At 41.8% G+C, this 22,326-nt stretch carries 23 protein-coding genes and 2 pseudogenes; 24 read left to right on the top strand and 1 reads right to left on the bottom strand.

The genetic code is table 11. The features are described 5' to 3' along the window. Positions 1–72 precede the first annotated feature (72 nt). From OCV99_RS15245 to guaA, 5 genes are all read left to right on the top strand, one after another. Positions 73–864 carry an ABC transporter ATP-binding protein gene (locus OCV99_RS15245; RefSeq protein WP_158371671.1) on the top strand — a complete coding sequence of 264 codons (792 nt, stop codon included), beginning with the start codon at positions 73–75 and terminating at the stop codon, positions 862–864. Between the two features lie 12 nt (positions 865–876). After that, on the top strand, positions 877–3,534 hold the full coding sequence (locus tag OCV99_RS15240) for an extracellular solute-binding protein (RefSeq protein ID WP_158371669.1): 2,658 nt from the start codon (positions 877–879) through the stop codon (positions 3,532–3,534). Between the two features lie 42 nt (positions 3,535–3,576). After that, entirely contained in the window at positions 3,577–4,710 is a 1,134-nt protein-coding gene (gene phnW / locus OCV99_RS15235) for a 2-aminoethylphosphonate--pyruvate transaminase (RefSeq protein WP_227192981.1), read from the top strand. 1 nt (position 4,711) lies between these two features. Next, positions 4,712–5,488, top strand: a complete 777-nt coding sequence (phnX, locus tag OCV99_RS15230) for a phosphonoacetaldehyde hydrolase (protein ID WP_158371667.1) — start codon at positions 4,712–4,714, stop codon at positions 5,486–5,488. A gap of 99 nt (positions 5,489–5,587) precedes the next feature. Then, the gene (guaA, locus tag OCV99_RS15225; RefSeq protein WP_158371665.1) at positions 5,588–7,135 is read left to right on the top strand and encodes a glutamine-hydrolyzing GMP synthase; all 1,548 of its coding nucleotides are present in this window, start codon (positions 5,588–5,590) and stop codon (positions 7,133–7,135) included. Between the two features lie 292 nt (positions 7,136–7,427). Here guaA and OCV99_RS15220 read toward each other — a convergent pair whose 3' ends face one another. Further along, positions 7,428–7,958 carry a helix-turn-helix domain-containing protein gene (locus OCV99_RS15220; RefSeq protein WP_009247529.1) on the bottom strand — a complete coding sequence of 177 codons (531 nt, stop codon included), beginning with the start codon at positions 7,956–7,958 and terminating at the stop codon, positions 7,428–7,430. 448 nt (positions 7,959–8,406) lie between these two features. Here OCV99_RS15220 and OCV99_RS15215 point away from each other — a divergent pair, with 448 nt between their 5' ends. The 19 genes and pseudogenes from OCV99_RS15215 to OCV99_RS15125 all read left to right on the top strand — a co-directional run. Next, the gene (locus OCV99_RS15215; protein ID WP_009247528.1) at positions 8,407–8,595 is read left to right on the top strand and encodes a helix-turn-helix domain-containing protein; all 189 of its coding nucleotides are present in this window, start codon (positions 8,407–8,409) and stop codon (positions 8,593–8,595) included. After that, positions 8,596–9,210 (top strand): annotated as a pseudogene (locus OCV99_RS15210) (tyrosine-type recombinase/integrase); the annotation flags it as partial. 298 nt (positions 9,211–9,508) lie between these two features. Next, the gene (locus OCV99_RS15205; protein ID WP_055650156.1) at positions 9,509–10,294 is read left to right on the top strand and encodes a ParA family protein; all 786 of its coding nucleotides are present in this window, start codon (positions 9,509–9,511) and stop codon (positions 10,292–10,294) included. After that, the gene (locus OCV99_RS15200; RefSeq protein WP_055650155.1) at positions 10,284–11,189 is read left to right on the top strand and encodes a ParB/RepB/Spo0J family partition protein; all 906 of its coding nucleotides are present in this window, start codon (positions 10,284–10,286) and stop codon (positions 11,187–11,189) included. The genes OCV99_RS15205 and OCV99_RS15200 overlap by 11 nt, the downstream gene beginning before the upstream one ends. Beyond that, positions 11,186–11,320, top strand: a complete 135-nt coding sequence (locus tag OCV99_RS15195) for a hypothetical protein (RefSeq protein WP_015524546.1) — start codon at positions 11,186–11,188, stop codon at positions 11,318–11,320. Before OCV99_RS15200 ends, OCV99_RS15195 begins: the two co-directional genes overlap by 4 nt. Positions 11,321–11,324: 4 nt before the next feature. Then, a complete protein-coding gene (locus OCV99_RS15190; RefSeq protein ID WP_165853758.1) occupies positions 11,325–11,492 on the top strand; it encodes a hypothetical protein in 168 nt (55 codons plus the stop codon). Then, positions 11,482–11,793, top strand: a complete 312-nt coding sequence (locus tag OCV99_RS15185; RefSeq protein WP_022068206.1) for a DUF6050 family protein — start codon at positions 11,482–11,484, stop codon at positions 11,791–11,793. Before OCV99_RS15190 ends, OCV99_RS15185 begins: the two co-directional genes overlap by 11 nt. A 130-nt stretch (positions 11,794–11,923) precedes the next feature. Beyond that, entirely contained in the window at positions 11,924–12,322 is a 399-nt protein-coding gene (locus tag OCV99_RS15180; RefSeq protein ID WP_044921493.1) for a hypothetical protein, read from the top strand. 13 nt (positions 12,323–12,335) lie between these two features. Beyond that, entirely contained in the window at positions 12,336–12,734 is a 399-nt protein-coding gene (locus tag OCV99_RS15175; RefSeq protein ID WP_055650154.1) for a single-stranded DNA-binding protein, read from the top strand. 13 nt (positions 12,735–12,747) lie between these two features. After that, positions 12,748–13,140: a hypothetical protein gene (locus OCV99_RS15170; protein WP_055650153.1), complete on the top strand. Its 393-nt coding sequence runs from the start codon at positions 12,748–12,750 to the stop codon at positions 13,138–13,140. Further along, the gene (locus tag OCV99_RS15165) at positions 13,133–14,011 is read left to right on the top strand and encodes a replication initiator protein A (RefSeq protein WP_055650152.1); all 879 of its coding nucleotides are present in this window, start codon (positions 13,133–13,135) and stop codon (positions 14,009–14,011) included. Before OCV99_RS15170 ends, OCV99_RS15165 begins: the two co-directional genes overlap by 8 nt. Before the next feature lie 9 nt (positions 14,012–14,020). Then, positions 14,021–14,839 (top strand): replication initiator protein A, encoded by an 819-nt coding sequence (locus tag OCV99_RS15160; protein WP_055060297.1) that lies wholly within the window; start codon positions 14,021–14,023, stop codon positions 14,837–14,839. Further along, positions 14,839–15,633 carry an ATP-binding protein gene (locus OCV99_RS15155; protein ID WP_055650151.1) on the top strand — a complete coding sequence of 265 codons (795 nt, stop codon included), beginning with the start codon at positions 14,839–14,841 and terminating at the stop codon, positions 15,631–15,633. The genes OCV99_RS15160 and OCV99_RS15155 overlap by 1 nt, the downstream gene beginning before the upstream one ends. Positions 15,634–15,715: 82 nt before the next feature. Next, entirely contained in the window at positions 15,716–16,207 is a 492-nt protein-coding gene (locus tag OCV99_RS15150) for a PcfB family protein (RefSeq protein WP_055057305.1), read from the top strand. Positions 16,208–16,230: 23 nt separating this feature from the next. Continuing rightward, positions 16,231–18,090: a VirD4-like conjugal transfer protein, CD1115 family gene (locus tag OCV99_RS15145; RefSeq protein ID WP_331490767.1), complete on the top strand. Its 1,860-nt coding sequence runs from the start codon at positions 16,231–16,233 to the stop codon at positions 18,088–18,090. Between the two features lie 121 nt (positions 18,091–18,211). Beyond that, positions 18,212–18,427, top strand: coding sequence for a Maff2 family mobile element protein (locus tag OCV99_RS15140; protein ID WP_017144663.1), 216 nt, complete (start codon positions 18,212–18,214; stop codon positions 18,425–18,427). A 12-nt stretch (positions 18,428–18,439) separates the two neighbouring features. Then, entirely contained in the window at positions 18,440–19,309 is an 870-nt protein-coding gene (locus OCV99_RS15135) for a VirB6/TrbL-like conjugal transfer protein, CD1112 family (protein ID WP_055650149.1), read from the top strand. A gap of 23 nt (positions 19,310–19,332) precedes the next feature. Next, positions 19,333–19,797, top strand: a complete 465-nt coding sequence (locus tag OCV99_RS15130) for a PrgI family protein (RefSeq protein WP_005344185.1) — start codon at positions 19,333–19,335, stop codon at positions 19,795–19,797. Next, a pseudogene (locus OCV99_RS15125) lies at positions 19,679–21,850 on the top strand (VirB4-like conjugal transfer ATPase, CD1110 family); the annotation flags it as partial. The gene OCV99_RS15130 and the pseudogene OCV99_RS15125, both read left to right, overlap by 119 nt. Positions 21,851–22,326 lie beyond the last annotated feature (476 nt).

Here is a 22,326-nt window from a genome sequence, read left to right as displayed (position 1 = left end):
TTTTTGAAAAATTTGGTTGGTACAATTTGAGTCGTGGCAGATGATAGATGAATATGAGAAAGGAAAGATTCGATGCTGAAATTAGAACATGTAAAGAAAACATATGATGGAGTCACGATTCTGGATGACATTAATCTGGAAATTGAAGAAGGAGAAATCGTTTCTATATTAGGACCTTCAGGATGTGGAAAGACAACCCTGTTAAATCTTATTTTGGGAATTACAGATGCTGACAGCGGCAAAATCCTGTTTGACGGAAAAGATATTACGAATACGGCGATGGAAAAGAGGGGATTCAATATTGTATTTCAGGATTACGCCCTGTTTCCGAATCTGAATGTATTAAATAATATTACATATGGTCTGCGGAATAAGCCCAATATTTCTTCCAAAGAAGAGGTTGACGATCTGATTGAGCTTTTGGGGCTTCGGGAACATCTGAATAAAAAGATTGATCAGCTGTCCGGTGGGCAGAAGCAGAGGGTAGCGTTGGCAAGAACGCTGGTGATGAAGCCGAAGATTCTGCTGTTAGATGAACCGCTTAGCGCTTTAGATGGAGTTATCAAAGAATCCATTAAGGAAAAAATCCGTACCATTGCCAGGGAGTTTCATCTGACTACCATTATTGTTACGCATGATCCGGAAGAAGCGCTTACACTTTCCGATCATGTTATGATTATCAATAAGGGGAATATTTCTCAGTATGGAAAGCCGGAGGAGATTGTAAAAACACCGGAAAATGATTTTGTACAGGAATTTATCCTGCGTCAATTGGAAATTAAGAAAAATAATATTTATTCTTTATTTTCTGTTCCGAGGACAGAACGTGTACCTGGCATGATGCAAGAGGTGTTGGTGTCATAGGAGGAAATAGAGATGAAGAAAACAGGAAATAGAGAAGTTAAAGGAATTTTCCTGATAATTGCGTTGATTTTTTTGTTGTTTTTGGTATATCCGGTTATTCGCCTGTTAGTGAAATCCTTCTGGGGCGCGGATGGCGCAACCATTGATTTTTATGTATCTGTGTTAAGTGGAAAAGGTTTTTTGAAGGCGCTTGGTAATAGCTTTTTGGTGGCAGGAAGCAGCGCATTAATTACTACGATGATAGCATTTTTAATGGCATACACCATCCATTATACAAATGTACCGAAACCGGTGAAAATACTGATTAGAGGGGTAGCAGTTCTTCCTATGCTGCTTCCCACGCTGACATATGGTTTTGCAATTATCTATTCTTTTGGGAAACAGGGATTACTGACCCGCCTGATTGGACATCAGTTATTTGAAATTTATGGATTTAACGGGCTTCTGTTGGGATATGTAATTTATACACTGCCGATTTCATTTATGCTGGTTTATAACACAATGGGGTATATTGACAAGAAGTTTGGTATAGTGTCAAAAATCATGGGCGACAGCGGGTTATCTACCTTTATCATGACTGTTTTGCGCCCCCTGGCAGGGACGATTGCGGCATCTTTTATACAGTCCTTTTTCCTTTGCTTTACAGACTTTGGGATTCCGGCGTCTGTGGGAGGAAAATTTGAGGTAATTGCCAGCGTGCTTTACAGCCAGATGCTGGGCAGCGTTCCGGATTTCAATCGAGGAAGTGTAGTGGCGATGGTCATGCTGATTCCTTCAGTTGTCAGTATCGTGGTGCTGCATGTATTGGAAAAATATAATGTGCGATATCATAAGATTTCTGTCATAGAAATCCGGAAGAACAGGGCGAGAGATTGGTTTTGCGGACTGGTGAGTATGTCATTTTGCCTGTGTGTGCTGTCCATATTTGCAGTAATTTTTGTAATACCGTTTGTTAAGGATTGGCCGTATAATCTGCAATTTTCAACGGAGCATATTCGTAGTGTCTTTTCAGATACCGGGCTGTTGGAGGTGTGTAAAAACTCTGTTCTGGTGGCTGTGCTGACGGCTGTCTTTGGTACATTACTTGCTTATGGCGGTGCAATCGTTACAGCAAGAAGTACGGTGAGTAAAAAGTTGAAACAAGTTGTGGAAGGAATTGCTCTGGTGACGAACACGATCCCGGGAATGGTTTTGGGACTTGCATTTCTGTTCTGTTTTTCGGGAACAAGCCTTCAAAGTACATTTGCAATTTTAATTATCTGCAATGTGGTTCATTTTTTCTCAACACCGTATTTGATGATGAAAAATTCATTGTCGAAGATGAATGCTTCGTGGGAAACTACGGCAATGTTGATGGGAGATAACTGGCTGAAGACGATTATCCGTGTAGTAACGCCAAATGCAAGGGCGACAATCCTGGAAGTGTTTAGTTACTATTTTGTAAATGCAATGGTGACAGTCAGTGCGGTTGTATTTATTGCGGGAGCCCGGACAATGGTAATCACGACAAAGATTAAGGAATTGCAGTACTATAATAAATTTAATGAAGTGTTTGTATTGTCGCTGCTGATTTTATTCACAAATCTGCTTGCGAAAGCAGTATTTCAGTTTTTAGCAAATAGAAAATATCATGAACAAAAGGAGAAGAAGAAAATGAAAGGATTAAAAATGAAAAGCATCAAAAGAGTGGCATCTGCAGGGCTTGCAGGAGTATTAGGGGTAACGATGTTATTTACGTCAGGCTGTTCAGGCAGTGGCGGGACAGATGAACAAGTAGTCATTTACTCCAATGCCGATGATGAAGCGGTGGAAGCAATGAAAGCAGCGCTGGATAATAATGGATTCGAGGGAGAGTACATTTTCCAGACGTTTGGAACATCGGAACTGGGCGGGAAACTTTTGGCAGAAGGAAGCGATATCGAGGCGGATTTGGTAACCATGAGCACTTTTTATGTAGAGAGCGCGCAGGAAGAAAACGAAATGTTTCAGGATCTTACTTTTGATGTAAATACAACAGATGAATATCCATCTTACTGTGCACCGATTACGATGCAGGAGGGAACTATTATTGTAAATACTGAGATGATGGAGGAAAATAATCTGGAAATGCCTGCGTCAATTAAGGATTTAGCGAAGCCGGAGTATGCAGGGATGATTTCGGTTACGGATATTACTTCTTCCTCTACAGCATGGCTGCTGATTCAGGCATTGATTTCTGAATATGGAGAAGATGGAACGAAAGAAATTCTGACAGATATTTATAAAAATGCAGGCGATCATATTGAAGAATCCGGCTCTGGTCCTCTGAAATTGGTGTGCGCCGGTGAAGTGGCAATTGGATTTGGGCTGCGGCAGCAGGCAGTTGCAGATAAAGAAGAAGGGCTGCCTATTGATTACGTAGATCCGGAAGAAGGGAATTTTACACTGACAGAGTCTTTAGCCGTAGTAGATAAGGGCGATGCGACGAACAAAAAAGCGATGGAAATGGCAGAATGTATGATTAAAAATGGCCGGGAAGAACTTCTGAAATATTATCCGATACCAATCTATGAAGGAGAGAAAGTGGATGGTGAAAAGGTTTCCGGAAATCCACAAGTATTTTCAGAGAAGCTGACGGTAGACCTTTTGAAAAAGCACCAGGAATTGTCTGAAAGCTGCAAACCGCAATAGCTCTCGTTTAAAAAGAAAAAGAAAGCAGAGGATATATTAAAAATGATGGATATTGAAAATGAAAAATGTGGTCTTGGGTACAAATTGCTGACTCCGGGACCGCTTACAACAACAGATACTGTAAAGAAGGAAATGTTGTTTGACCATTGTACCTGGGATGATGATTACAAAAGGATTACGTTGGATATCCGGAAGAAACTATTAGAACTTGCTCAGGTATCAGAAAAAGAATATACGGTGGTTCTGATGCAGGGAAGCGGAACCTTTGGGGTTGAATCCGTACTTACCAGTGTGGTCGGGGATGAAAATAAGCTGTTGATAGTGGCGAATGGGGCATATGGAGAGCGGATGGAAGAAATTGCAGAACATGCAAAGGTACCTTATACGATTTACAGGGAAATGTATAATCAAGTGCCGGATGCGCAGAAGATAGCCGGGATATTGGATGCGGATAAAGAAATCACCCATGTGGCGATGGTACATAGTGAGACTACATCCGGAATTTTGAATGATGTTGAGACAGTGGGAAAGGTAGTGCAGGAACGAGGGCTTACCATGATTGTAGATGCCATGAGCAGTTTTGGGGGAATGGAAATTCCGGTGAAAGAATGGGGGATTGATTTTATCATTAGCAGTGCAAACAAATGTATACAGGGAGTTCCGGGATTTTCATTTATTATTGCAAATAAAGAAAAGCTGATACAAAGCAAAGGCAAGGCAAGAAGTCTGTCCCTGGATCTGTACAGTCAGTGGGAGACTATGAATAAAGACGGAAAATGGAGATTTACATCCCCGACCCATGTCGTACTGGCATTTGCGCAGGCATTGAAGGAATTAGAAGAAGAAGGCGGAATCCCGGCAAGAAGCAGACGATATGCGGACAATAACCGCTTATTAATCTCGAAACTGGGTGAACTAGGAATTCGACCGTATATTGGCGGCAGGCATCAGGGACCAATTATAACAACCTTTTTCTACCCGGAGAATCATCGATTCTCCTTTCAGGAAATGTACGATTACATGAAAGAACGGGGATATGCCATCTACCCGGGAAAAGTAACCGAAGCAGATACTTTCCGCATTGGGAATATCGGAGAAATTTATAAAGAAGATATTCAGAAAGTTGCGGAACTGATAAAAGAGTTTTTAGAACAGAAGGACATGGGAGGAAACTAAGGTGAAAAAATGGGAAGCGGTGATATTTGACTGGGCGGGGACTACCGTCGATTATGGATGTTTTGCCCCGGTACAGGCATTTGTAGAAGTATTTCGGCATTTCGGGATTGAACCTACAATGGAGGAAGTCCGGGAACCGATGGGGATGTTAAAACGCGACCATATCAGGGCAATGTTGGAAATGCCGAGAATCCGGAATCTTTGGAAAGAGAAGTACGGAGTATTTCCGGAAAATGAAGAGACAGATAAATTATATAATCTATTTGAAACAAAGCTTATGGGCATTCTGGATCAGTTTGCAGAGGTGAAGCCATATGTTCTGGATGTGGTAAAAGATTTACGCACAGAAGGAATCAAAATTGGATCAACAACCGGTTATACAGATGCTATGATGAGGATTGTTGTACCAAAAGCAAAAGAAAACGGATATGAACCGGACGCCTGGTTTAGCCCCGATTCCGTAGGAAATGCCGGCCGACCCTATCCCTATATGATATTTAAAAATATGGAAGCTCTGAAGATTAGAAATGTAGGGCGGGTGATGAAAGTAGGCGATACGGTTTCTGATATAAAAGAAGGGAAAAATGCAGGAGTATTTACGGTAGGCGTAGTAGAAGGAAGTTCCGAGATGGGACTTACGAAAATAGAATATGAAAAGCTGAATTCAAACGAAAAAGAAGAAAAAATCCATGACACAACCAAACGATTTCAGGATGCCGGAGCTGATGCCGTTATATTAAATATGAGTGAACTGAGAAATCTCTTAGGAATCGAATAAAATAGGTTGTAAATGTCTTTGTGTTATTTTATAATTGAAATAATCTGGAGATGGAAAATCTGCCAGCAGGGGATATGAAAAACACAAGGAGGAGCACAAGTGAAAAGAGAATTAGTCATAGTGTTAGATTTCGGCGGGCAGTATAATCAGCTTGTGGCAAGACGCGTCCGTGAATGTAATGTATATTGTGAGATATATTCTTATAAGACCAGTCTCGAGAAGATTAAGGAAATGAATCCGAAAGGAATTATTTTAACCGGAGGTCCGAATAGCTGCTATGAAGCGGATTCGCCGACATATTCAAAGGAATTGTTTAAACTGGGCATTCCGGTTCTGGGGCTTTGTTATGGAGCACAGCTTATGATGCATGTATTGGGAGGCAGAGTTTCCCGGGCAGACGTCAGAGAATATGGAAAAACAAAAGTAATCGTCGATAAGGCAGATTCAAAAATATTTGAAAATGTTTCAAAAGAGACGATTTGCTGGATGAGTCATTTTGATACGATTTTTGAGGTGGCGCCGGGCTTTGAACGGACAGCTCATACAGCAGACTGCCCGGTGGCAGCGGCAGAGAATGAAGCAGAAAAATTATATGCCATCCAGTTTCACCCGGAAGTTCTGCATACGGCAGAGGGGACGAAAATGTTATCCAACTTTGTTCTTGGCGTGTGCGGATGTGCCGGAGATTGGCGGATGGACTCCTTTGTCGAAGAATCTGTGCGGCAGATTCGTGAAAAAGTCGGGAAAGGAAAGGTGCTCTGCGCCTTGTCCGGTGGAGTGGATTCCTCGGTGGCAGCAGTCCTGCTATCCAAAGCAGTCGGCGACCAGCTTACCTGTGTATTTGTAGACCACGGACTTCTACGCAAAAACGAAGGAGACGAAGTAGAAGCAGTTTTTGGCCCGGAAGGAAATTATAACCTGAACTTCATCCGCGTCAATGCGCAGGAGCGTTTCTATGGAAAACTTGCGGGAGTGGAAGAGCCGGAGAAGAAGCGTAAGATTATCGGAGAAGAGTTCATCCGGGTTTTTGAAGAAGAGGCAAAGAAAATCGGAGCGGTAGACTTCCTCGTGCAGGGAACCATTTACCCGGATGTAGTAGAAAGCGGACTGGGCGGAGAATCTGCAGTTATCAAATCTCATCACAACGTAGGCGGACTTCCAGATTATGTAGATTTCAAAGAAATCATAGAGCCGCTTCGAGATTTGTTCAAGGACGAAGTAAGAAAAGCCGGGCTGGAACTGGGAATTCCGGAATATCTCGTATTTCGTCAGCCGTTCCCGGGACCGGGGCTCGGCATCCGTATTATCGGAGAAGTAACTGCTGAAAAGGTTAAGATCGTTCAGGACGCAGACGCCATTTACCGTGAAGAGATGGACGCTGCCGGGATGAATAAGACGGTCGGACAGTATTTTGCCGCGCTCACGAATATGCGGAGCGTGGGTGTTATGGGAGATGAGAGAACCTATGACTATGCGGTGGCGCTTCGTGCGGTGAATACCATTGACTTTATGACTGCCGAGGCGGCGGAGGTGCCTTATGAAGTACTGCAGAAAGTGATGAGCAGGATTATCAATGAGGTGAAGGGGGTTAATCGGGTATTTTATGATTTGACCAGTAAGCCGCCGGGGACGATAGAGTTTGAATAAATCGAGTTGCTTAAAAAAGCCAGTGTTTATGCGGGTTTCAGCGATTTCGATTAGTCTTTTGATAACAAATTGATAACAGTCATAGCAAGTGCCATTATTCTTGTTATCCAGTGGTTTATGGGTAACGGAACAATTAACAGGTGGCTTGCAGACTAAAGTTCGGAGCTTGGCTCTGAACAAATTCCATATTATAAACTAAGCCCTTAGCTGTGGTTAATAACCATAGTTAAGGGCTTTTTTGTCGTTGCCAAAGCATCTGTAGGGAGCTGCCAGTGGCAGGTCCTGTAGGTGCTTATTTATCTTTCAAGTGGTCTTTGAATGCTTCCACGAGAGCGTCACTTAATTCCTGTGATGGAACTTTTGCCCAACGCTGTGTGGTGTCGAACTCTGGATAATGGTAACGCCAGTTATCGTATTCTTCTCTGTTGATTTCTTCGGAAGATAGCTTGTCTGCCTGTTCTTTCCAAGCATACAGCATTTTGAGGAGTTCATATGCTTCTCTGCCTTTGTCCTTGTTGACCTTTAAGCATACCTCTCCGTCTGCTTCACTGACAGTAAGACCGTAAATATCTTCAAGGGTAAACAGAGTGTGCATAAGACCGATATAGCTGTCTATGTCAGGAACATCAAGAGCCTGTGGAGAAACATCAAGCACCTGTGCCAATGCATTTGTAAGGTCTGCTTTCGGTTTGCGTGTACCAGTTTCGTACTGTGCCAAACGCACATCAGCACTCTTTTCTGGAAAACCGATTGCTGTACCGAGATACTTTTGTGTCATACCACGCATTAGTCTGAAAAAATGTATTCTTTCGCTGATAGCCATAATGATACGCTCCTTTTATATTTAGTGAAATAAGTATAGCAGAAATGTTTAGTGGAAGTCAAGAAAAACCGAAACAAAAATGTTTAATATTTTCTTTGCAACCACTTGACAATAGCAAATATGTTTAGTAAAATAAATTACGAATTAAACAAATATGCTTAATGCGACAACTGAATGACCGTCCGAAAAGCCAAACCGCCAAGACCTCGTCGGAGCAAGTTCCGTATCGTTCGCTTGTGTGCAAGCACAAAAGCTCATTCGCTGCACTGCTCCTCCTCTTCCCCAAAAGTCTCCGACTTTTCGGGAACCCCTATACGAGCGAGCGCCTGATGTACTGCGGTGCATTGGGACAGCACAGCGCCTGCCGACAAGCAGGAGTGCCTGTTGGAACTTTAACACGGAGAAAGCGGCAAGCAAAAAATTATTTTAAGAAAGGAAGAAAAAGGATATGGAAAACAGATTTATCCGAGCCGAAGATGTGGCTCAGGAACTAAACGTATCAAAACCTTATGCATATAAACTCATCAGACAATTAAATGAGGAATTGAAAGCAAAGGGCTTTATTACGATTGCAGGGCGTGTAAATCGCCAGTATTTTTACGAAAGGCTCTACGGAGCAGGAAAGGGGGAAATGTAAATGCCGGTATTTAAGAATGAAGATAACGGTACTTGGTATGTGATGGCAAGGTATGTGAACTGGAAAGGGGAACGCAAGCAGAAATGCAAGCGTGGCTTTGCTACCAAACGAGAAGCACAGGAATGGGAAAGAATGTTCAAATTGCAGACTTCTTCAGACCTTGATATGAGTTTTGAAGCCTTTACGGAGCTTTATATCAATGATGTGAAGAACCGTTTGAAGGAAAACACGTGGCTTACCAAAGAGCATATCATACGCACAAAGATACTTCCGTATTTCGGGAAACTGAAAATCAGCGAGATTTCCACAAAGGAGATTATTACTTGGCAGAATGAAATGCTTGCCTATCGTGATGAGAAGAAAAAGCCTTATTCACAGACGTATCTGAAAACGCTGCACAATCAGTTGTCCGCCATTTTCAATCACGCTGTCCGCTACTATGAACTGCGTTCCAATCCTGCGGCAAAGGTGGGAAATATGGGACGTGAGGAACACAAGGAAATGCTGTTCTGGACAAAGGAAGAATACAAGAAATTCTCTTTTGAGATGATGGACAAGCCTGTTTCCTTTTATGCGTTTGAAATGCTTTACTGGTGCGGTATCCGAGAGGGCGATGATGATGATAAAATAAGACTAAATCAACGGAAACCCAGTAAATACAAGGGGTTGAGTCGATTTGGTCCTGAAAAAACTTGCAACGAATCAACAAATTTATGAAGGAAAGGCCTATCTTTTATAAAAACCTTATTCAGATGAAAGAAAATTTCCGCTTTTATCTGAGATGCTTTTACTGTATCACGAAAGTGGTGATATTACAATTTAATAGCGAAAAACAGGACCGAATTAGCTCGTGATGGATGAAAATCTGTTTAGCTGATTCGGTCATTTTTATTGATTGAAAGGTGATGAAAAAATGACTAGAATTATTTCTATTGTAAACCAAAAAGGGGGAACGGGAAAATCCGCATGTACAGCTAATTTAGCAGTAGGATTGGCACAAAAGAATATGAAAGTGTTAATCGTAGATGCAGATCCACAGTCTGATGTATCCGCAGGATTTGGATATCGTGATTGTGATGACAGTAATGAAACACTTACAACTCTTATGGATGCAGTAATGAAAGATGAAGATATTCCTTCAGACTGTTATATCAGACATCAGGCAGAGGGAATAGACATTATCTGTTCTAATATTGGACTGGCAGGTACGGAAGTACAGTTGGTAAATGCAATGAGCAGGGAATATGTATTGAAACAGATTTTGTATGGTATCAAGGATCAATATGATGCAGTCATCATTGATTGTATGCCATCATTGGGAATGATTACGATCAATGCGCTGGCTGCATCAGATGAAGTCCTCATTCCAGTTGAAGCGTCCTACCTGCCAATCAAAGGATTGCAGCAGTTGTTAAAAACGATCGGTAAGGTTCGTAAGCAGATTAATCCGAAGCTGCAGGTCGGTGGGATTCTGTTCACGATGGTCGATGCTCATACAAATGATGCCAGAAATAATATGGAACTTCTTAGAAATGTATATGGAAGTCAAATTCATATTTTTGATAATTATATTCCATTTTCTGTAAGAATGAAGGAAGCAGTCAGAGAAGGACAGAGTATTTTCTCTTATGATCCTAAAGGCAAAGCTACAGAAGCCTATCGAAGAGTGACGGAGGAGGTGCTGAAAGATGCCATCTAAAAAAAGAGTAACTCCCATTTCCTTACAGCCACTTGATGCGTTGTTTGGAACAAATGAAGAGACGACCAATGAAATTAGTGAGATAGCAATAGGAAGCCTTCATCCATTTCCGAATCACCCATTTCAAGTAAAAGATGATAAGAAAATGGAAGAATTATCAGATAGCATTACACAGTATGGCGTGTTGGTTCCCGGTATTGTGCGGTTGAGAGAGTCCGGTGGTTATGAGATTGTAGCTGGTCATCGGCGAAAACGAGCATGTGAACTTGCAGGATTAGAGAAAATGCCGGTTATCATCAAAGATCTTACAGATGATGAAGCGACGGTGATCATGGTAGATTCCAACATTCAGCGAGAAGAACTACTGATCAGCGAAAAGGCATTCGCTTATAAAATGAAATATGAGGCGTTAAAGCGTCAGGGGAAACGGTCTGATTTAACTTCTTGCCAAGTTGGCAAGAAGTTGGCGGCGGAAGAAGTCAGTCAGAATACAGGAGATAGTTCCAGACAAATTCTTCGATATATTCATCTGACAGAGTTGATCGCAGAGTTTTTAGAATTGGCAGACGAGAAGAAGCTTCCCTTTAATACAGCTGTTGAAGTTTCTTATTTGAGAACTGAAGAGCAGCAGATATTACTTCAGTATATGCATAATCACAATATGGTACCTTCCATGAAGCAGGCAAAGGAATTGAAGCAGATTTCAAAAGAGCGGATGTTGACGTATTCAGAAATTGACCAGATTTGCATGAATGAAAGTACTGAAAAAGTTCAGGTGCAGATTACGGCGAAGAAATTGAAACAATATTTTCCAGATACATATACAAAGACTCAGATGGAAGAAATTATATTTATGCTTCTGGCATCGTGGGCAGAAAGAGAGGGTAAAGAATGAGCAATGAAGATATGGCAAGTAGAATACAAGTCTATCTGAAAAAGATAGAAAAGATACGTGTTAAACGGATAAAAAGAGAGAAGTTTAAACATTTGTTGAAAACATTAGGATTATCAGCAGGAAGGAAGTGAAAGTATGGCTTTAAAAATTGTACGAAGATATGATGCGAACGGAAGGGAGCTTACGGAGAAAGATCTGGAAACCTTTCGATTGGATTCTCCTGTGGTTAGAGAAATACTGGCAAACCTTAATCGGGAGGTGGCGGAAGGAATCAGACAGAGGGAGAAAAAAGATGACGATTGAAGATGTAATTAAAAAATCGATTCTGCCACTGGCATTTATGGTATTCTGGTTTTGGATGACAAAAACAATTATGAAGGTCAGTGGACAGACGGATTGGTTCTGGTGGGTATTTATTGCCGGACTTCCATTTGGAATACATAAAATGCGGTTGATTTTGATTCCGAGAGGAATGGATACCACAGCAACACTTGGGATGGCTGCATTAAGTGTCATCATTGGAGCATTGATTGGAAGTATCATGATTCCAGTGTATGTGATTAGAGCGATATACGTGTTTATACGGTATGTCATTGGAAAATAGAATATTAGATTGATAAGAGGCAGGCTTGCGAAAACAAAAATCGTAAGTCTGCCTCTTTTTTTTGTGCTTAAAACCAGGCAATTCAGGGGAAGTCCCTTTTGCAAATATATATTCTTGGAGGATTTTTAAGATGAGAGAGCGAATTGAAAGTAAGCATGTAACAAAGGAAATCAAAAGTCAGATGCCAGTAATTCCGGTGGAAATTGTTAAAGAAAGAGGCTGTACGTTCTGCCCGTATTATCTGGGCAATTATGAGAAACAGCCACGTTGTATGATGAAAACCTGTGCCTGGGATGATGAAAATGAACGTTTCCATCCAGTTCTTCGTGAACTGATCCCATTTTACAAAGAGAAGATGGAAAAAGCAGAAGAAAAGTTCCTTGCAATGAAAAAGATTTATACAACACTGTTAGGAATGTTTGCCGATGAAATGAAGCAAGAAGAGTTGGAAAAAGATGAATGTTACGGATGTGCCTATGGAAAATGTGGACCATGTATCGGCATCTGTTACAAATCAATGAAAGCATAGGAGGGTTAAGCCAATGAATACAACAGTTATTTCCGGGCGATTGGTAAGAAATCCCGGATACAACGAAGTGGAGAATGAAAAAGGACTTCATAAGATTGCCAAGTTTGTTCTGGCAGTCAGAAGAAATTATTCCGATGAAGTCAGTTTCATTCCGGTAAAGGCTTTTGCAAAGAAAGCAGAATTTGTCAGAGATTATCTGATGCAGGGCACGAAGGTCATGGTGGAAGGCGAGATTGTCACAGGTAATTATGAAGATAAGGATACCGGGAAAAAGATTTATACCACCGAAGTGTATGCAAACCGGATTGAATTCGCAGGTGCAAAAATGGTTGACAGACCACCGTTTCCAGAAGATGCGGAAGGGTTCTTAGAGATCCCAGAGGGCATGGAAGAAGAAATGCCGTTTAGATAGAGGAGGATAAAAGATGGTTTCAGTAGATCAGGCGTATATGGTAGGGCATATGAAGAATGCCGATGGAAGTATCAATAACAAAAATGTAGTGCTGTCAGCAGCATGTGAAGCAGCGGAACTGTTCCGGTGCATGATGTCAGTAAATCAGAAACTGGAGGACTGGCAGAGATTTAACCACACCTTGGAGCTGCATCTTAGAAGTGTGGAATGTGAGAAAATCCATGATATCTGTCAGGCAGTATACGGAATGAAACATCCGTCCAATGAACTGGAAGGATTGTATCTGGCAAGAGAGGATGAACAGATATGCCTGCTGTACTATCAGGTATTTGTAGGGATGCTGGAAATTAATATTAATTCAGCCGAAGTGCTGTACAAACAGAAGGAGGAAACAATGAATGAGTAAGATGGAGTATATGCCGGTAGAGTGTCTGCAGGTGCCGAAGGTGCTGTTTCAGATGGCAAAATACAAAAATCTGTCAAATACAGCAAAGATTTTATACAGCTTATTTCTGGATCGTTTGAAATTTGCGGTGCAGAATGGTTGGGTAGATCATAACGGAGATCTGTATGTTATCTATCCCAAAAGTGAAATGAAGAAAGACCTGAATACGACTAGATATGGCGTAGATCAGGCAGTACAGGAACTGGTTCAGGTTGGTAATCTGGTGCGTATCATTCCAAACAATGGAAAGGCGAACCACTTTTATATCAATGATATTTATGAAAATGAGATGGAGGAAGAATCAATGATGACATTAGATACTATCATGGCAAATATGCCGCTGGCTGAAAGAGAAATTATTATGGATAAGATGGTGAAAGCATCCAGAGATATTTTTGAAACTATTGCGGATATGGGATATATTGATCAATATGAAACGTCTTTAACTGCAATGGAAAAGCGAGGATATCAGGATGAGCTTGGAGAGATGGATATTGATCAAATTCAGGCTGATGGATATGAGTTTGGCATGGATCTTGCGTTTGGAATTCTGGAGGAAAATGAAAATAATCCTGCTCGTGTGTTAGATATCCAGAAATATGTGAACAGACAGTATGAAAGCTGTTCAAAAAAGAAGTTTATGAAGGTCCTGGAAACCCTTGTTCATGCGATGGGGAATGATGAAGGCTTTATTGGTGATATGTATGCTTGTAACAAGAAGGCCAGAAATTATTATTTGGACGAAATGATTCAATCATTCAATTTTGTATTTGATGAGATGTGCCATGGTACAGGCAGTGCAGCAAATTGTGATTTCGATGTAGAAGAGTAGGAAAATATTATGGCAGATTTTGAATATTTCAGAGCAGAAGAATCTGACCAGTTTTCTTTTTTTCGGATACCAAAAGCTCTGTTCACAGAAAAAGAGTTTGCAAGCCTGTCCACAGACGCAAAGCTCCTTTACGGAATTCTGCTTGATCGAATCAGCCTATCCAAGAAAAATGGATGGATTGATAGTGATGGTTATGTCTATATCATTTACACGATCGCAGAATTGCAGGAACTATTGCGAATGTCGCATACGACAGTGACAAAGCTTCTTTATGAGCTTGACAGTGTGCATGGGATTGGATTGATTGAACGGTATCGGCAGGGGAATAATCGTCCCTCTGTCATATACGTGAAAAATTTTGTGAAACGGATTAGAGGAAAGCCCGTAAGATACTTTGCTTCTGGAACGCCAGAAACTGGAAATCCGGACTGCAAGGAATTGGAAATCCGGATTGCAAGAAACTGGAAGTCCGGAACGCAAAAAAATAGAAGTCCGGACTGCAAGAATCTGGATGGAAGTAATACTAAGATAAATAAGACTGAAAAGAATCATACTGATAAGAGTAAGGGCAATACTCCCACTTTGGAAGAAAAATTCAGTCAGTATGGTAGATTTAAAAATGTTGTTCTGTCGGAAGCTGAACTGCAGGAGCTGATGACGCTATTTCCATGGGATTACCAGAAACGGATTGATCATCTTTCTGTTTATATGAAATCCAGTGGAAAAGAGTATCAGAACCATTTTGCAACAATCTGTCTTTGGGCAGAAAGGGATGGAACCAGGACAGGAATGGATAAATATGAATTTCAGGAAGGAGAAAGCCTGTGATGGAAAATAAAGTAACGGCAGATTATCTGGACGAAGAGGGATGTCTTCATTGTGGCACCTGTGGAAAAAGAAAACAGATGAAAGTCAGTCTGATGGGATTTGAGCATGTAGTGTCCTGTTTGTGCGAATGCGAGGTAAAAGCCAGGCAGGAACTAGATGAGAAGATGCAGTGGGAAGAAGCACAGCGGCAGCTTTATCAGAGAAAATCCGTCGGACTTCGGGAAAGAAGATTCTGGGAATGGAAATTTGAAAATGACAACGGAAGCAACCAGAAGATACTAATTGCCAGGCAGTATGTAGAAAACTGGACAGATATGAAGAGAAAAAATGTAGGATTGCTTTTGATGGGACCAGTTGGAACCGGGAAAAGTTTCTTTGCAGGCTGTATTGCAAATGCACTTTTGGAACAGGGAGAACGTGTCATGATGACAAATTTTTCCAGAATCTTAAATGAAATGACCAGCTATCAGGCAGATAGGAACCAGATTATACAAAATCTTGTGGATTATCCGCTGCTGATTATTGATGACTTGGGAATAGAACGAAATTCCGAGTTTGCCCTGGAGCAGGTCTATAATGTGATAGACAGCCGCTATTGTAAAATGCTTCCGCTGATCGTAACAACGAATCTGGGACTGAATGAAATGAAATCCACAGATTTGGATACTGCCCATCAGCGTATTTACAGTAGAATACTTGAAATGTGTGTTCCCATCTATTGTGGTGGAGAAGATAAGAGAAAAGAAGAAGGGACAGAAAAACTTGTACAGGTACAGAACCTGATTACCGGTTAATCTGTCTTTTTTCATTAAAGGGGGTGATTGCCATGATTACAGATCTGGACAGCAGTTGAATCGCTGAAAGGAGGGAAAAGGCATGCAGGAAGAGGTAACTCAGAAAACGGTCACGTTCTGTATTCGGGCTACTAAGATTACGGCAGACCTGTTGAAAAAGGTTCTTGTTGCGTATCTGCGTCATCAGAAGCAGAAATCAGTAGAGAAGAAAGCACAGAAAAATCAGCCGAAACAGGGAAAGGTCACGGTAAAAGAGCTGGCAAAACAGAATGCCGGGATGGTCAATATCGAGATCACAAATAAGAATATCAAGTCCTTTGAACGGTATGCCAGAAAATACGGGATCAATTATGCTCTGAAAAAAGACAAGAGCAAAGAGCCTCCGGTTTATCTGGTATTCTTCAAGGGACGTGATCAGGATGCCCTCAATGCTGCTTTCCGTGAGTTTTCCCAGAAACAGATTCAAAAAGCGAATAAACCTTCCATTCATAAGCGTCTTGCAGCTTACCGGGCAATGATGCCAAAGAAGACGAAGGACAAAGTAAAGAACCGGCATCAGGAGCAGAGTCGATGAAAAAGAAAAGCGGCAAAACTCTGATGCAGAAGTGGAAGAATAAAATCGGGGGTAAGCTGTCCGCCCTGAATAAAAAGGAACTGGTTCTTACAAATATTCCTTATGCTCTGGCTGCTTTCTATGCAGACCGGGCATTTTTTCTTTACCGGAACAGTCCGGGAGAAGATATGGGGAACAAACTATTATATGCAATGGAACACGCAGACCGGATTTTTGCTGGTTTTGTGTTAAGCAATAACTGGAAAGATCTGCTAGCAGGTATTGTTGTTGCAGTCGTTCTGAAAGTGTTGGTCTGGCAGAAACAGGCAGACGCAAAGAAATTACGGAAAGGCATCGAGTATGGTTCAGCCAGATGGGGAACCGCAGAGGATATCAAGCCTTATATGTCGGAAGATCCCTGGATGAATATTCCATTGACAGCAACAGAAGCATTGACTATGGAAAGTAGACCTAAACAGCCAAAGTATGCAAGAAATAAAAATATAGTGGTCATTGGCGGCAGTGGTTCCGGAAAAACTCGATTTTTCGTTAAGCCGTCAGTCATGCAGATGAACTGTTCCATGGTCATTACAGATCCGAAAGGCACTCTGATCGAGGAGTGCGGGAAGATGTTAGCAAAGGGACCACCTAAGAAAGATAAGAATGGAAATATTATGAAAGATAAATCAGGAAAAGTGGTACACGAACCATATGTGATTAAGGTTCTGAATACTATCAACTTTTCCAAATCGCTTCATTACAATCCATTTGCTTATATACGGTCTGAAAAAGATATCCTGAAGCTGGTCACAACAATCATTGTTAATACCAAAGGCGAAGGGGAAAAAGCTTCCGAAGATTTTTGGGTAAAAGCAGAGAAGCTGTTGTACACGGCATTGATTGCTTTTATCTGGTATGAAGGAGATGAAGAGGAAAAGAATCTGAATACCCTTCTGGATCTTTTGAATGAAAGCGAAACCCGTGAAGAGGATGAAACTTACCAGAATCCAGTGGATATGATGTTCCAGGAACTGGAAGAAAGAGATCCGCAGCACTTTGCAGTCAGACAGTATAAAAAATACAAAATGGCCGCCGGCAAAACGGCGAAGTCGATTTTGATTTCCTGTGGTGCCAGACTTGCCCCATTTGATATCGCAGAGCTTCGTGAGATCATGTCTTACGATGAAATGGAACTGGATAAGATCGGAGACAGGAAAACAGCCTTGTTTCTGATTATGTCCGATACGGATACCACATTCAACTTTGTGATTGCGATGCTGCAGTCACAGCTTTTCAATCTGCTTTGCGACAAGGCAGATGATGAGTATGGTGGAAGACTGCCAGTTCATGTGCGTGTCATCGCTGATGAGTTTGCCAACATCGGGCAGATTCCACAGTTTGACAAGCTAATCGCAACCATCCGAAGCAGGGAAATCTCTGCTTCTATTATTTTGCAGTCACAGAGTCAGCTAAAGGCAATGTATAAGGATAGTGCAGATACTATTCTGGGTAACTGTGATACCACACTATTTCTTGGAGGAAAAGAGAAAACTACCTTAAAGGAAATGAGCGAGCTTCTGGGTAAGGAAACCATTGACCTGTATAACACTTCGGAGACGAGGAGTAATCAGAAGTCTTTTGGATTGAATTATCAGAAAACTGGCAAACAGCTGATGACGGAAGATGAGATTGCAGTCATGGATGGAGGAAAATGTATCCTGCAGATTCGTGGTGCCAGACCATTCTTTTCGGACAAATATGATATCACGAAACACAAAAATTATCGGTATCTTGCAGATGAAAACGAGAAAAACCGATACAAAGTAGAGAAGGAGTTAAATCCGCAGTACACACCGAAACCCGAAGAAGAGGTGGAAGTGATTCACGTAGAACTGTCGGAGTAACCTTGGGAATGAACGAAAAATAATGAGGAAAGGAATAACTGACATTGGGTGCGCCGGCTTTTTAGTCGGTGTTTTTTCATTCCCGTAAACACCTGAAAAAAGTCAGTTTTGGTGAATGTATATGGCATTTTTTAGCAGTGCAATTACAACTTTAAAAACTCTTGTAGTCGCAATCGGCGCAGGTCTTGGCGTGTGGGGTGTCGTAAACCTTCTGGAAGGATATGGAAATGACAATCCCGGTGCTAAGAGCCAGGGCATCAAACAGCTGATGGCTGGTGCCGGAATCATGCTGCTGGGAACTACCCTGATTCCACAGCTGGCAACATTGTTCTCTTAAGAGGAGTGGTAGATGAACACCATCATTGAGAGAATTACGGAAGCGATAAAGGATATCCTGATCGGGCTTATTAAGTCAAGTTTGGATAACATGTTCACGTCTGTCAATGAGCAGGTGGGAACCATAGCTGGGCAGGTGGGACAGACACCGCAGGGATGGAATGCAGGGATTTTTAATCTGATTCAGAATATATCCCAAACGGTGATTGTCCCCATTGCGGGACTGATCATCACCTTTGTCCTGTGCTATGAATTGATCACGATGGTAACACAAAAAAACAATTTCCATGAATTTGAAACTTATAACATTTTCCTCTGGATCTTCAAAGCGTATGTAGCTATTTATCTTGTAACAAATACGTTTAACATTACAATGGCGGTATTTGATGTTGGTCAGCATGTGGTCAACAATGCCGCCGGAGTGATTTCCGGGAACACAGCAGTGGATGCATCGGAAGCAATCGCAAGGATTGTGGATGCACTGGAAGACATGGAGCTGGGGGATTTGTTCTTGTTATCCATGGAAACGCTGTTGATCAGTATTACCATGCGGATTCTGTCAATCATTATAACCGTTATTTTGTACGGAAGAATGATAGAGATTTACCTTTACACTTCCATAGCACCAATTCCGTTTGCCACCATGACCAATAAGGAATGGGGTAATATCGGAAACAACTATTTAAAAGGCTTGTTCGCACTGGCATTTCAGGGATTCTTCATGATGGTCTGTGTGGGAATTTATGCAGTTTTAGTAAATGCAATGACCATATCCAGTGACCTTCATGCAGCAATGTTTTCAGTAGCGGCTTATACCGTGATTCTTGCATTTTCATTATTCAAGACCGGAAGCCTTAGCAAATCAATATTCAATGCCCATTAGCGGGCAGGAAAGGAGCGCATACCATGGCGTATGTACCAGTACCAAAAGACCTTACCAAGGTCAAAACAAAAGTAGCGTTAAATCTGACAAAGCGGCAGCTGATTTTCTTTTCACTTGCCGCAGTTGTGGGAATTCCGTTTTATCTGGTCATGAGAAAACCAATCGGTTCCAGTATCGCAGCCATCCTGATGGTAACGATCATGCTTCCGTTTTTCTTCATGGCAATGTATGAAAAAGACGGTCTTCCCTTTGAAAAAGTGGTGGCAAATATCATTCGACAGAAGTTTATCTGTCCGGCAGTAAGACCATATAAGACAGAAAATTTTTATCAGGAGATTTCCACCCTTGTGAAAAAGGAGGGTGTGCCGGATGGCAAAAAAGACAAAGCAGGAGGCTCAGCAGGAGCGTCTGTCCCTGGCGGAAAAAAGAAACCGTCAGGAAAGAAGAAACAAAAAAAGCAGAAAAGAAAGAGAACAGGAAAAGCGTAGAAAGAAGCAGGAACGGGATCGCAGGAAACAGAAAAACATTCCTACAACTGCACAGCAGAGCATTCCGTATATTCGGATGCTGCAGGATGGTATCTGCCAGGTGACAAAGACCTTTTTCTCCAAGACGATTCAGTTTTATGACATCAACTATCAGCTTGCTTTAAATGAGGATAAGACCACGATATTTGAAAATTACTGTGATTTCTTAAATTACTTTGATTCTTCCATCAGTGTGCAGCTGTCCTTTATCAATCAGCAGGTGGATGTGGCAGAATTTGAGAAAAGTATTGATATTCCGGATCAGAACGATGACTTCAATGCCATTCGTGAAGAGTACCGTACTATGCTGAAAAATCAGCTTTCCAAAGGAAATAATGGTCTGGTGAAGACAAAGTATATCACTTTTGGAATCGAAGCAGAAAGCCTGAAGGTGGCAAGACCGAGGCTTGAAAGAATTGAAACAGATATCTTAAATAATTTTAAGATTCTGGGTGCACAGGCACATTCCCTGAATGGTCTGGAAAGGCTGGAGATTCTGTATCATGTGTTCAACCAGGATCGGATCGAACCATTTAAGTTCCAGTATAAGATGCTTCCGGAAACAGGATTAAAGACCAAAGATTTTATTGCACCGACTTCCTTTAACTTTTCCAAGAATCAGACATTTTTGATGGGAAGAACGATGGGAAGTGTGAGTTACCTGCAGATTCTTGCACCGGAGCTGACAGACCGGATGCTAGCAGACTTTCTGGATGTGGATGACAGCATCAATGTCAACATTCATATCCAGTCCATTGATCAGAGTTCAGCAATCAAAATGATCAAGAGCAAGATTTCAGATTTGGATAAGATGAAGATCGAAGAGCAGAAGCGGGCAGTACGTTCCGGTTATGATATGGACGTGCTTCCATCGGACCTTGTGACTTATGGAGAAGAGGCGAAGAACCTGTTGGAAGATCTGCAGTCCAGAAATGAGAGGATGTTCCTTGTAACGGTTCTGGTAATGAATACCGCAAAGAAGCGTCAGAAGCTGGAGAACAATATTTTCCAGGTACAGGGAATCGCACAGAAATATAACTGTTCCTTAAAACAGCTGGATTATCAGCAGGAAGCAGCACTCATGTCCTGTATTCCGCTGGGAGTCAATCGGATTGAAATTCAGAGAGGGCTTACCACATCTTCAACAGCGATCTTCGTGCCATTTACGACACAGGAACTGTTTCAGGAAGGGGAGGCTCTTTATTATGGACTGAATGCATTATCCAACAACATGATCATGGTTGATCGGAAACGTTTGAAGAACCCGAATGGACTGATTCTTGGTACACCAGGTTCCGGTAAGTCCTTCTCAGCAAAGAGAGAGATTACAAACTGCTTCCTGATCACGGAAGACGATATCATTGTCTGTGATCCAGAAGCCGAATATTCAGCACTGGTGCAGGCACTGCATGGGCAGGTGGTACGGGTTTCTCCGGTATCTGACCAGTATATCAATCCAATGGATCTGAATCTGAATTATTCCGAGGAAGACAACCCGTTGTCATTGAAAGCAGATTTTATTCTGTCTTTGTGTGAACTGATCGTTGGTGGAAAGAACGGACTGGAGCCGGTAGAAAAAACAATTATTGACCGTTGTGTACGGTTAGTATATCAGGAATATCTTGCCGATCCAGTACCGGAGAAGATGCCAATCTTGGAGGACTTATACAACCTTCTGAGAAAGCAGGAAGAGCCGGAAGCACAGCGGCTGGCCACTTCATTGGAAATCTATGTTACAGGTTCTTTGAATGTATTTAATCATCAGACAAACGTGGATATCAACAATCGTATCGTTTGTTTTGATATCAAAGAGCTTGGAAAACAGCTGAAAAAGATCGGGATGTTGATTGTGCAGGACCAGGTATGGAACCGAGTGACTATCAATCGTTCCGCTCATAAATCTACCCGTTACTATGTGGATGAATTCCATCTTCTATTAAAAGAAGAGCAGACAGCAGCTTACAGTGTGGAAATTTGGAAGAGGTTCCGTAAATGGGGAGGTATTCCAACTGGTGAACTGGTTTGTTACTTGTTAGTCGCTTAAAGTGCAAACTATCGCCGTTCTGACTGAAACCGGCAAGTAAGTCAGAAGTATCAATGCGGAAAAAAACGGGAAAGGGGTAGCGACCTAATCCGAGTGGAAGGCTATTCATAATAGAATAGCCACACGCAACGCATAGAGCTTGAACCTGCATAAGCAGAATATAACAGCTCCAAGAGGCCGCATTGCCAGCCGGTACGATATAATCGTGGTAAAAAGATATGCTATGCTGAGTGTGAAATGACACGCTGATGAAAATGGGCGAAAGCCCCAGAGAGGTGGATAAAAAGCCGCCTGATAATAACAATCAGATAACACAGAATATCAAAGATTTATTGGCTTCCAGGGAAATCGAGAATATTTTTGGTGCGACACGTTGACGCACAAACATCGCTCTATGAGGGTAAAACTTCATGGACTTATGGCCATGCGATGCTAAAATCGTCGGA

Source organism: Dorea acetigenes (assembly GCF_025567385.1).
In the GTDB taxonomy this organism is placed as follows: domain Bacteria; phylum Bacillota; class Clostridia; order Lachnospirales; family Lachnospiraceae; genus Claveliimonas; species Claveliimonas acetigenes.
The sequence above is the reverse complement of the archived record's forward strand: the minus strand, read 5'-3'. Positions and strand labels throughout refer to the sequence as shown.

What these genes read in the sequence shown, in the direction of transcription:
- OCV99_RS15175 (WP_055650154.1), top strand. Translation starts at nt 12,336, where the DNA reads ATGAATACAACAGTTATTTCCGGGCGATTGGTAAGAAATCCCGGATAC.
- OCV99_RS15195 (WP_015524546.1), top strand. Translation starts at nt 11,186, where the DNA reads ATGAGCAATGAAGATATGGCAAGTAGAATACAAGTCTATCTGAAAAAG.
- OCV99_RS15155 (WP_055650151.1), top strand. Translation starts at nt 14,839, where the DNA reads ATGGAAAATAAAGTAACGGCAGATTATCTGGACGAAGAGGGATGTCTT.
- OCV99_RS15205 (WP_055650156.1), top strand. Translation starts at nt 9,509, where the DNA reads ATGACTAGAATTATTTCTATTGTAAACCAAAAAGGGGGAACGGGAAAA.
- OCV99_RS15145 (WP_331490767.1), top strand. Translation starts at nt 16,231, where the DNA reads ATGCAGAAGTGGAAGAATAAAATCGGGGGTAAGCTGTCCGCCCTGAAT.
- OCV99_RS15185 (WP_022068206.1), top strand. Translation starts at nt 11,482, where the DNA reads ATGACGATTGAAGATGTAATTAAAAAATCGATTCTGCCACTGGCATTT.
- OCV99_RS15140 (WP_017144663.1), top strand. Translation starts at nt 18,212, where the DNA reads ATGGCATTTTTTAGCAGTGCAATTACAACTTTAAAAACTCTTGTAGTC.
- OCV99_RS15240 (WP_158371669.1), top strand. Translation starts at nt 877, where the DNA reads ATGAAGAAAACAGGAAATAGAGAAGTTAAAGGAATTTTCCTGATAATT.
- OCV99_RS15135 (WP_055650149.1), top strand. Translation starts at nt 18,440, where the DNA reads ATGAACACCATCATTGAGAGAATTACGGAAGCGATAAAGGATATCCTG.
- OCV99_RS15200 (WP_055650155.1), top strand. Translation starts at nt 10,284, where the DNA reads ATGCCATCTAAAAAAAGAGTAACTCCCATTTCCTTACAGCCACTTGAT.
- OCV99_RS15190 (WP_165853758.1), top strand. Translation starts at nt 11,325, where the DNA reads ATGGCTTTAAAAATTGTACGAAGATATGATGCGAACGGAAGGGAGCTT.
- OCV99_RS15170 (WP_055650153.1), top strand. Translation starts at nt 12,748, where the DNA reads ATGGTTTCAGTAGATCAGGCGTATATGGTAGGGCATATGAAGAATGCC.
- OCV99_RS15215 (WP_009247528.1), top strand. Translation starts at nt 8,407, where the DNA reads ATGGAAAACAGATTTATCCGAGCCGAAGATGTGGCTCAGGAACTAAAC.
- OCV99_RS15130 (WP_005344185.1), top strand. Translation starts at nt 19,333, where the DNA reads ATGGCGTATGTACCAGTACCAAAAGACCTTACCAAGGTCAAAACAAAA.
- OCV99_RS15180 (WP_044921493.1), top strand. Translation starts at nt 11,924, where the DNA reads ATGAGAGAGCGAATTGAAAGTAAGCATGTAACAAAGGAAATCAAAAGT.
- OCV99_RS15150 (WP_055057305.1), top strand. Translation starts at nt 15,716, where the DNA reads ATGCAGGAAGAGGTAACTCAGAAAACGGTCACGTTCTGTATTCGGGCT.
- phnW (WP_227192981.1), top strand. Translation starts at nt 3,577, where the DNA reads ATGATGGATATTGAAAATGAAAAATGTGGTCTTGGGTACAAATTGCTG.
- OCV99_RS15160 (WP_055060297.1), top strand. Translation starts at nt 14,021, where the DNA reads ATGGCAGATTTTGAATATTTCAGAGCAGAAGAATCTGACCAGTTTTCT.
- OCV99_RS15165 (WP_055650152.1), top strand. Translation starts at nt 13,133, where the DNA reads ATGAGTAAGATGGAGTATATGCCGGTAGAGTGTCTGCAGGTGCCGAAG.
- OCV99_RS15245 (WP_158371671.1), top strand. Translation starts at nt 73, where the DNA reads ATGCTGAAATTAGAACATGTAAAGAAAACATATGATGGAGTCACGATT.
- OCV99_RS15220 (WP_009247529.1), bottom strand. Translation starts at nt 7,958, where the DNA reads ATGGCTATCAGCGAAAGAATACATTTTTTCAGACTAATGCGTGGTATG.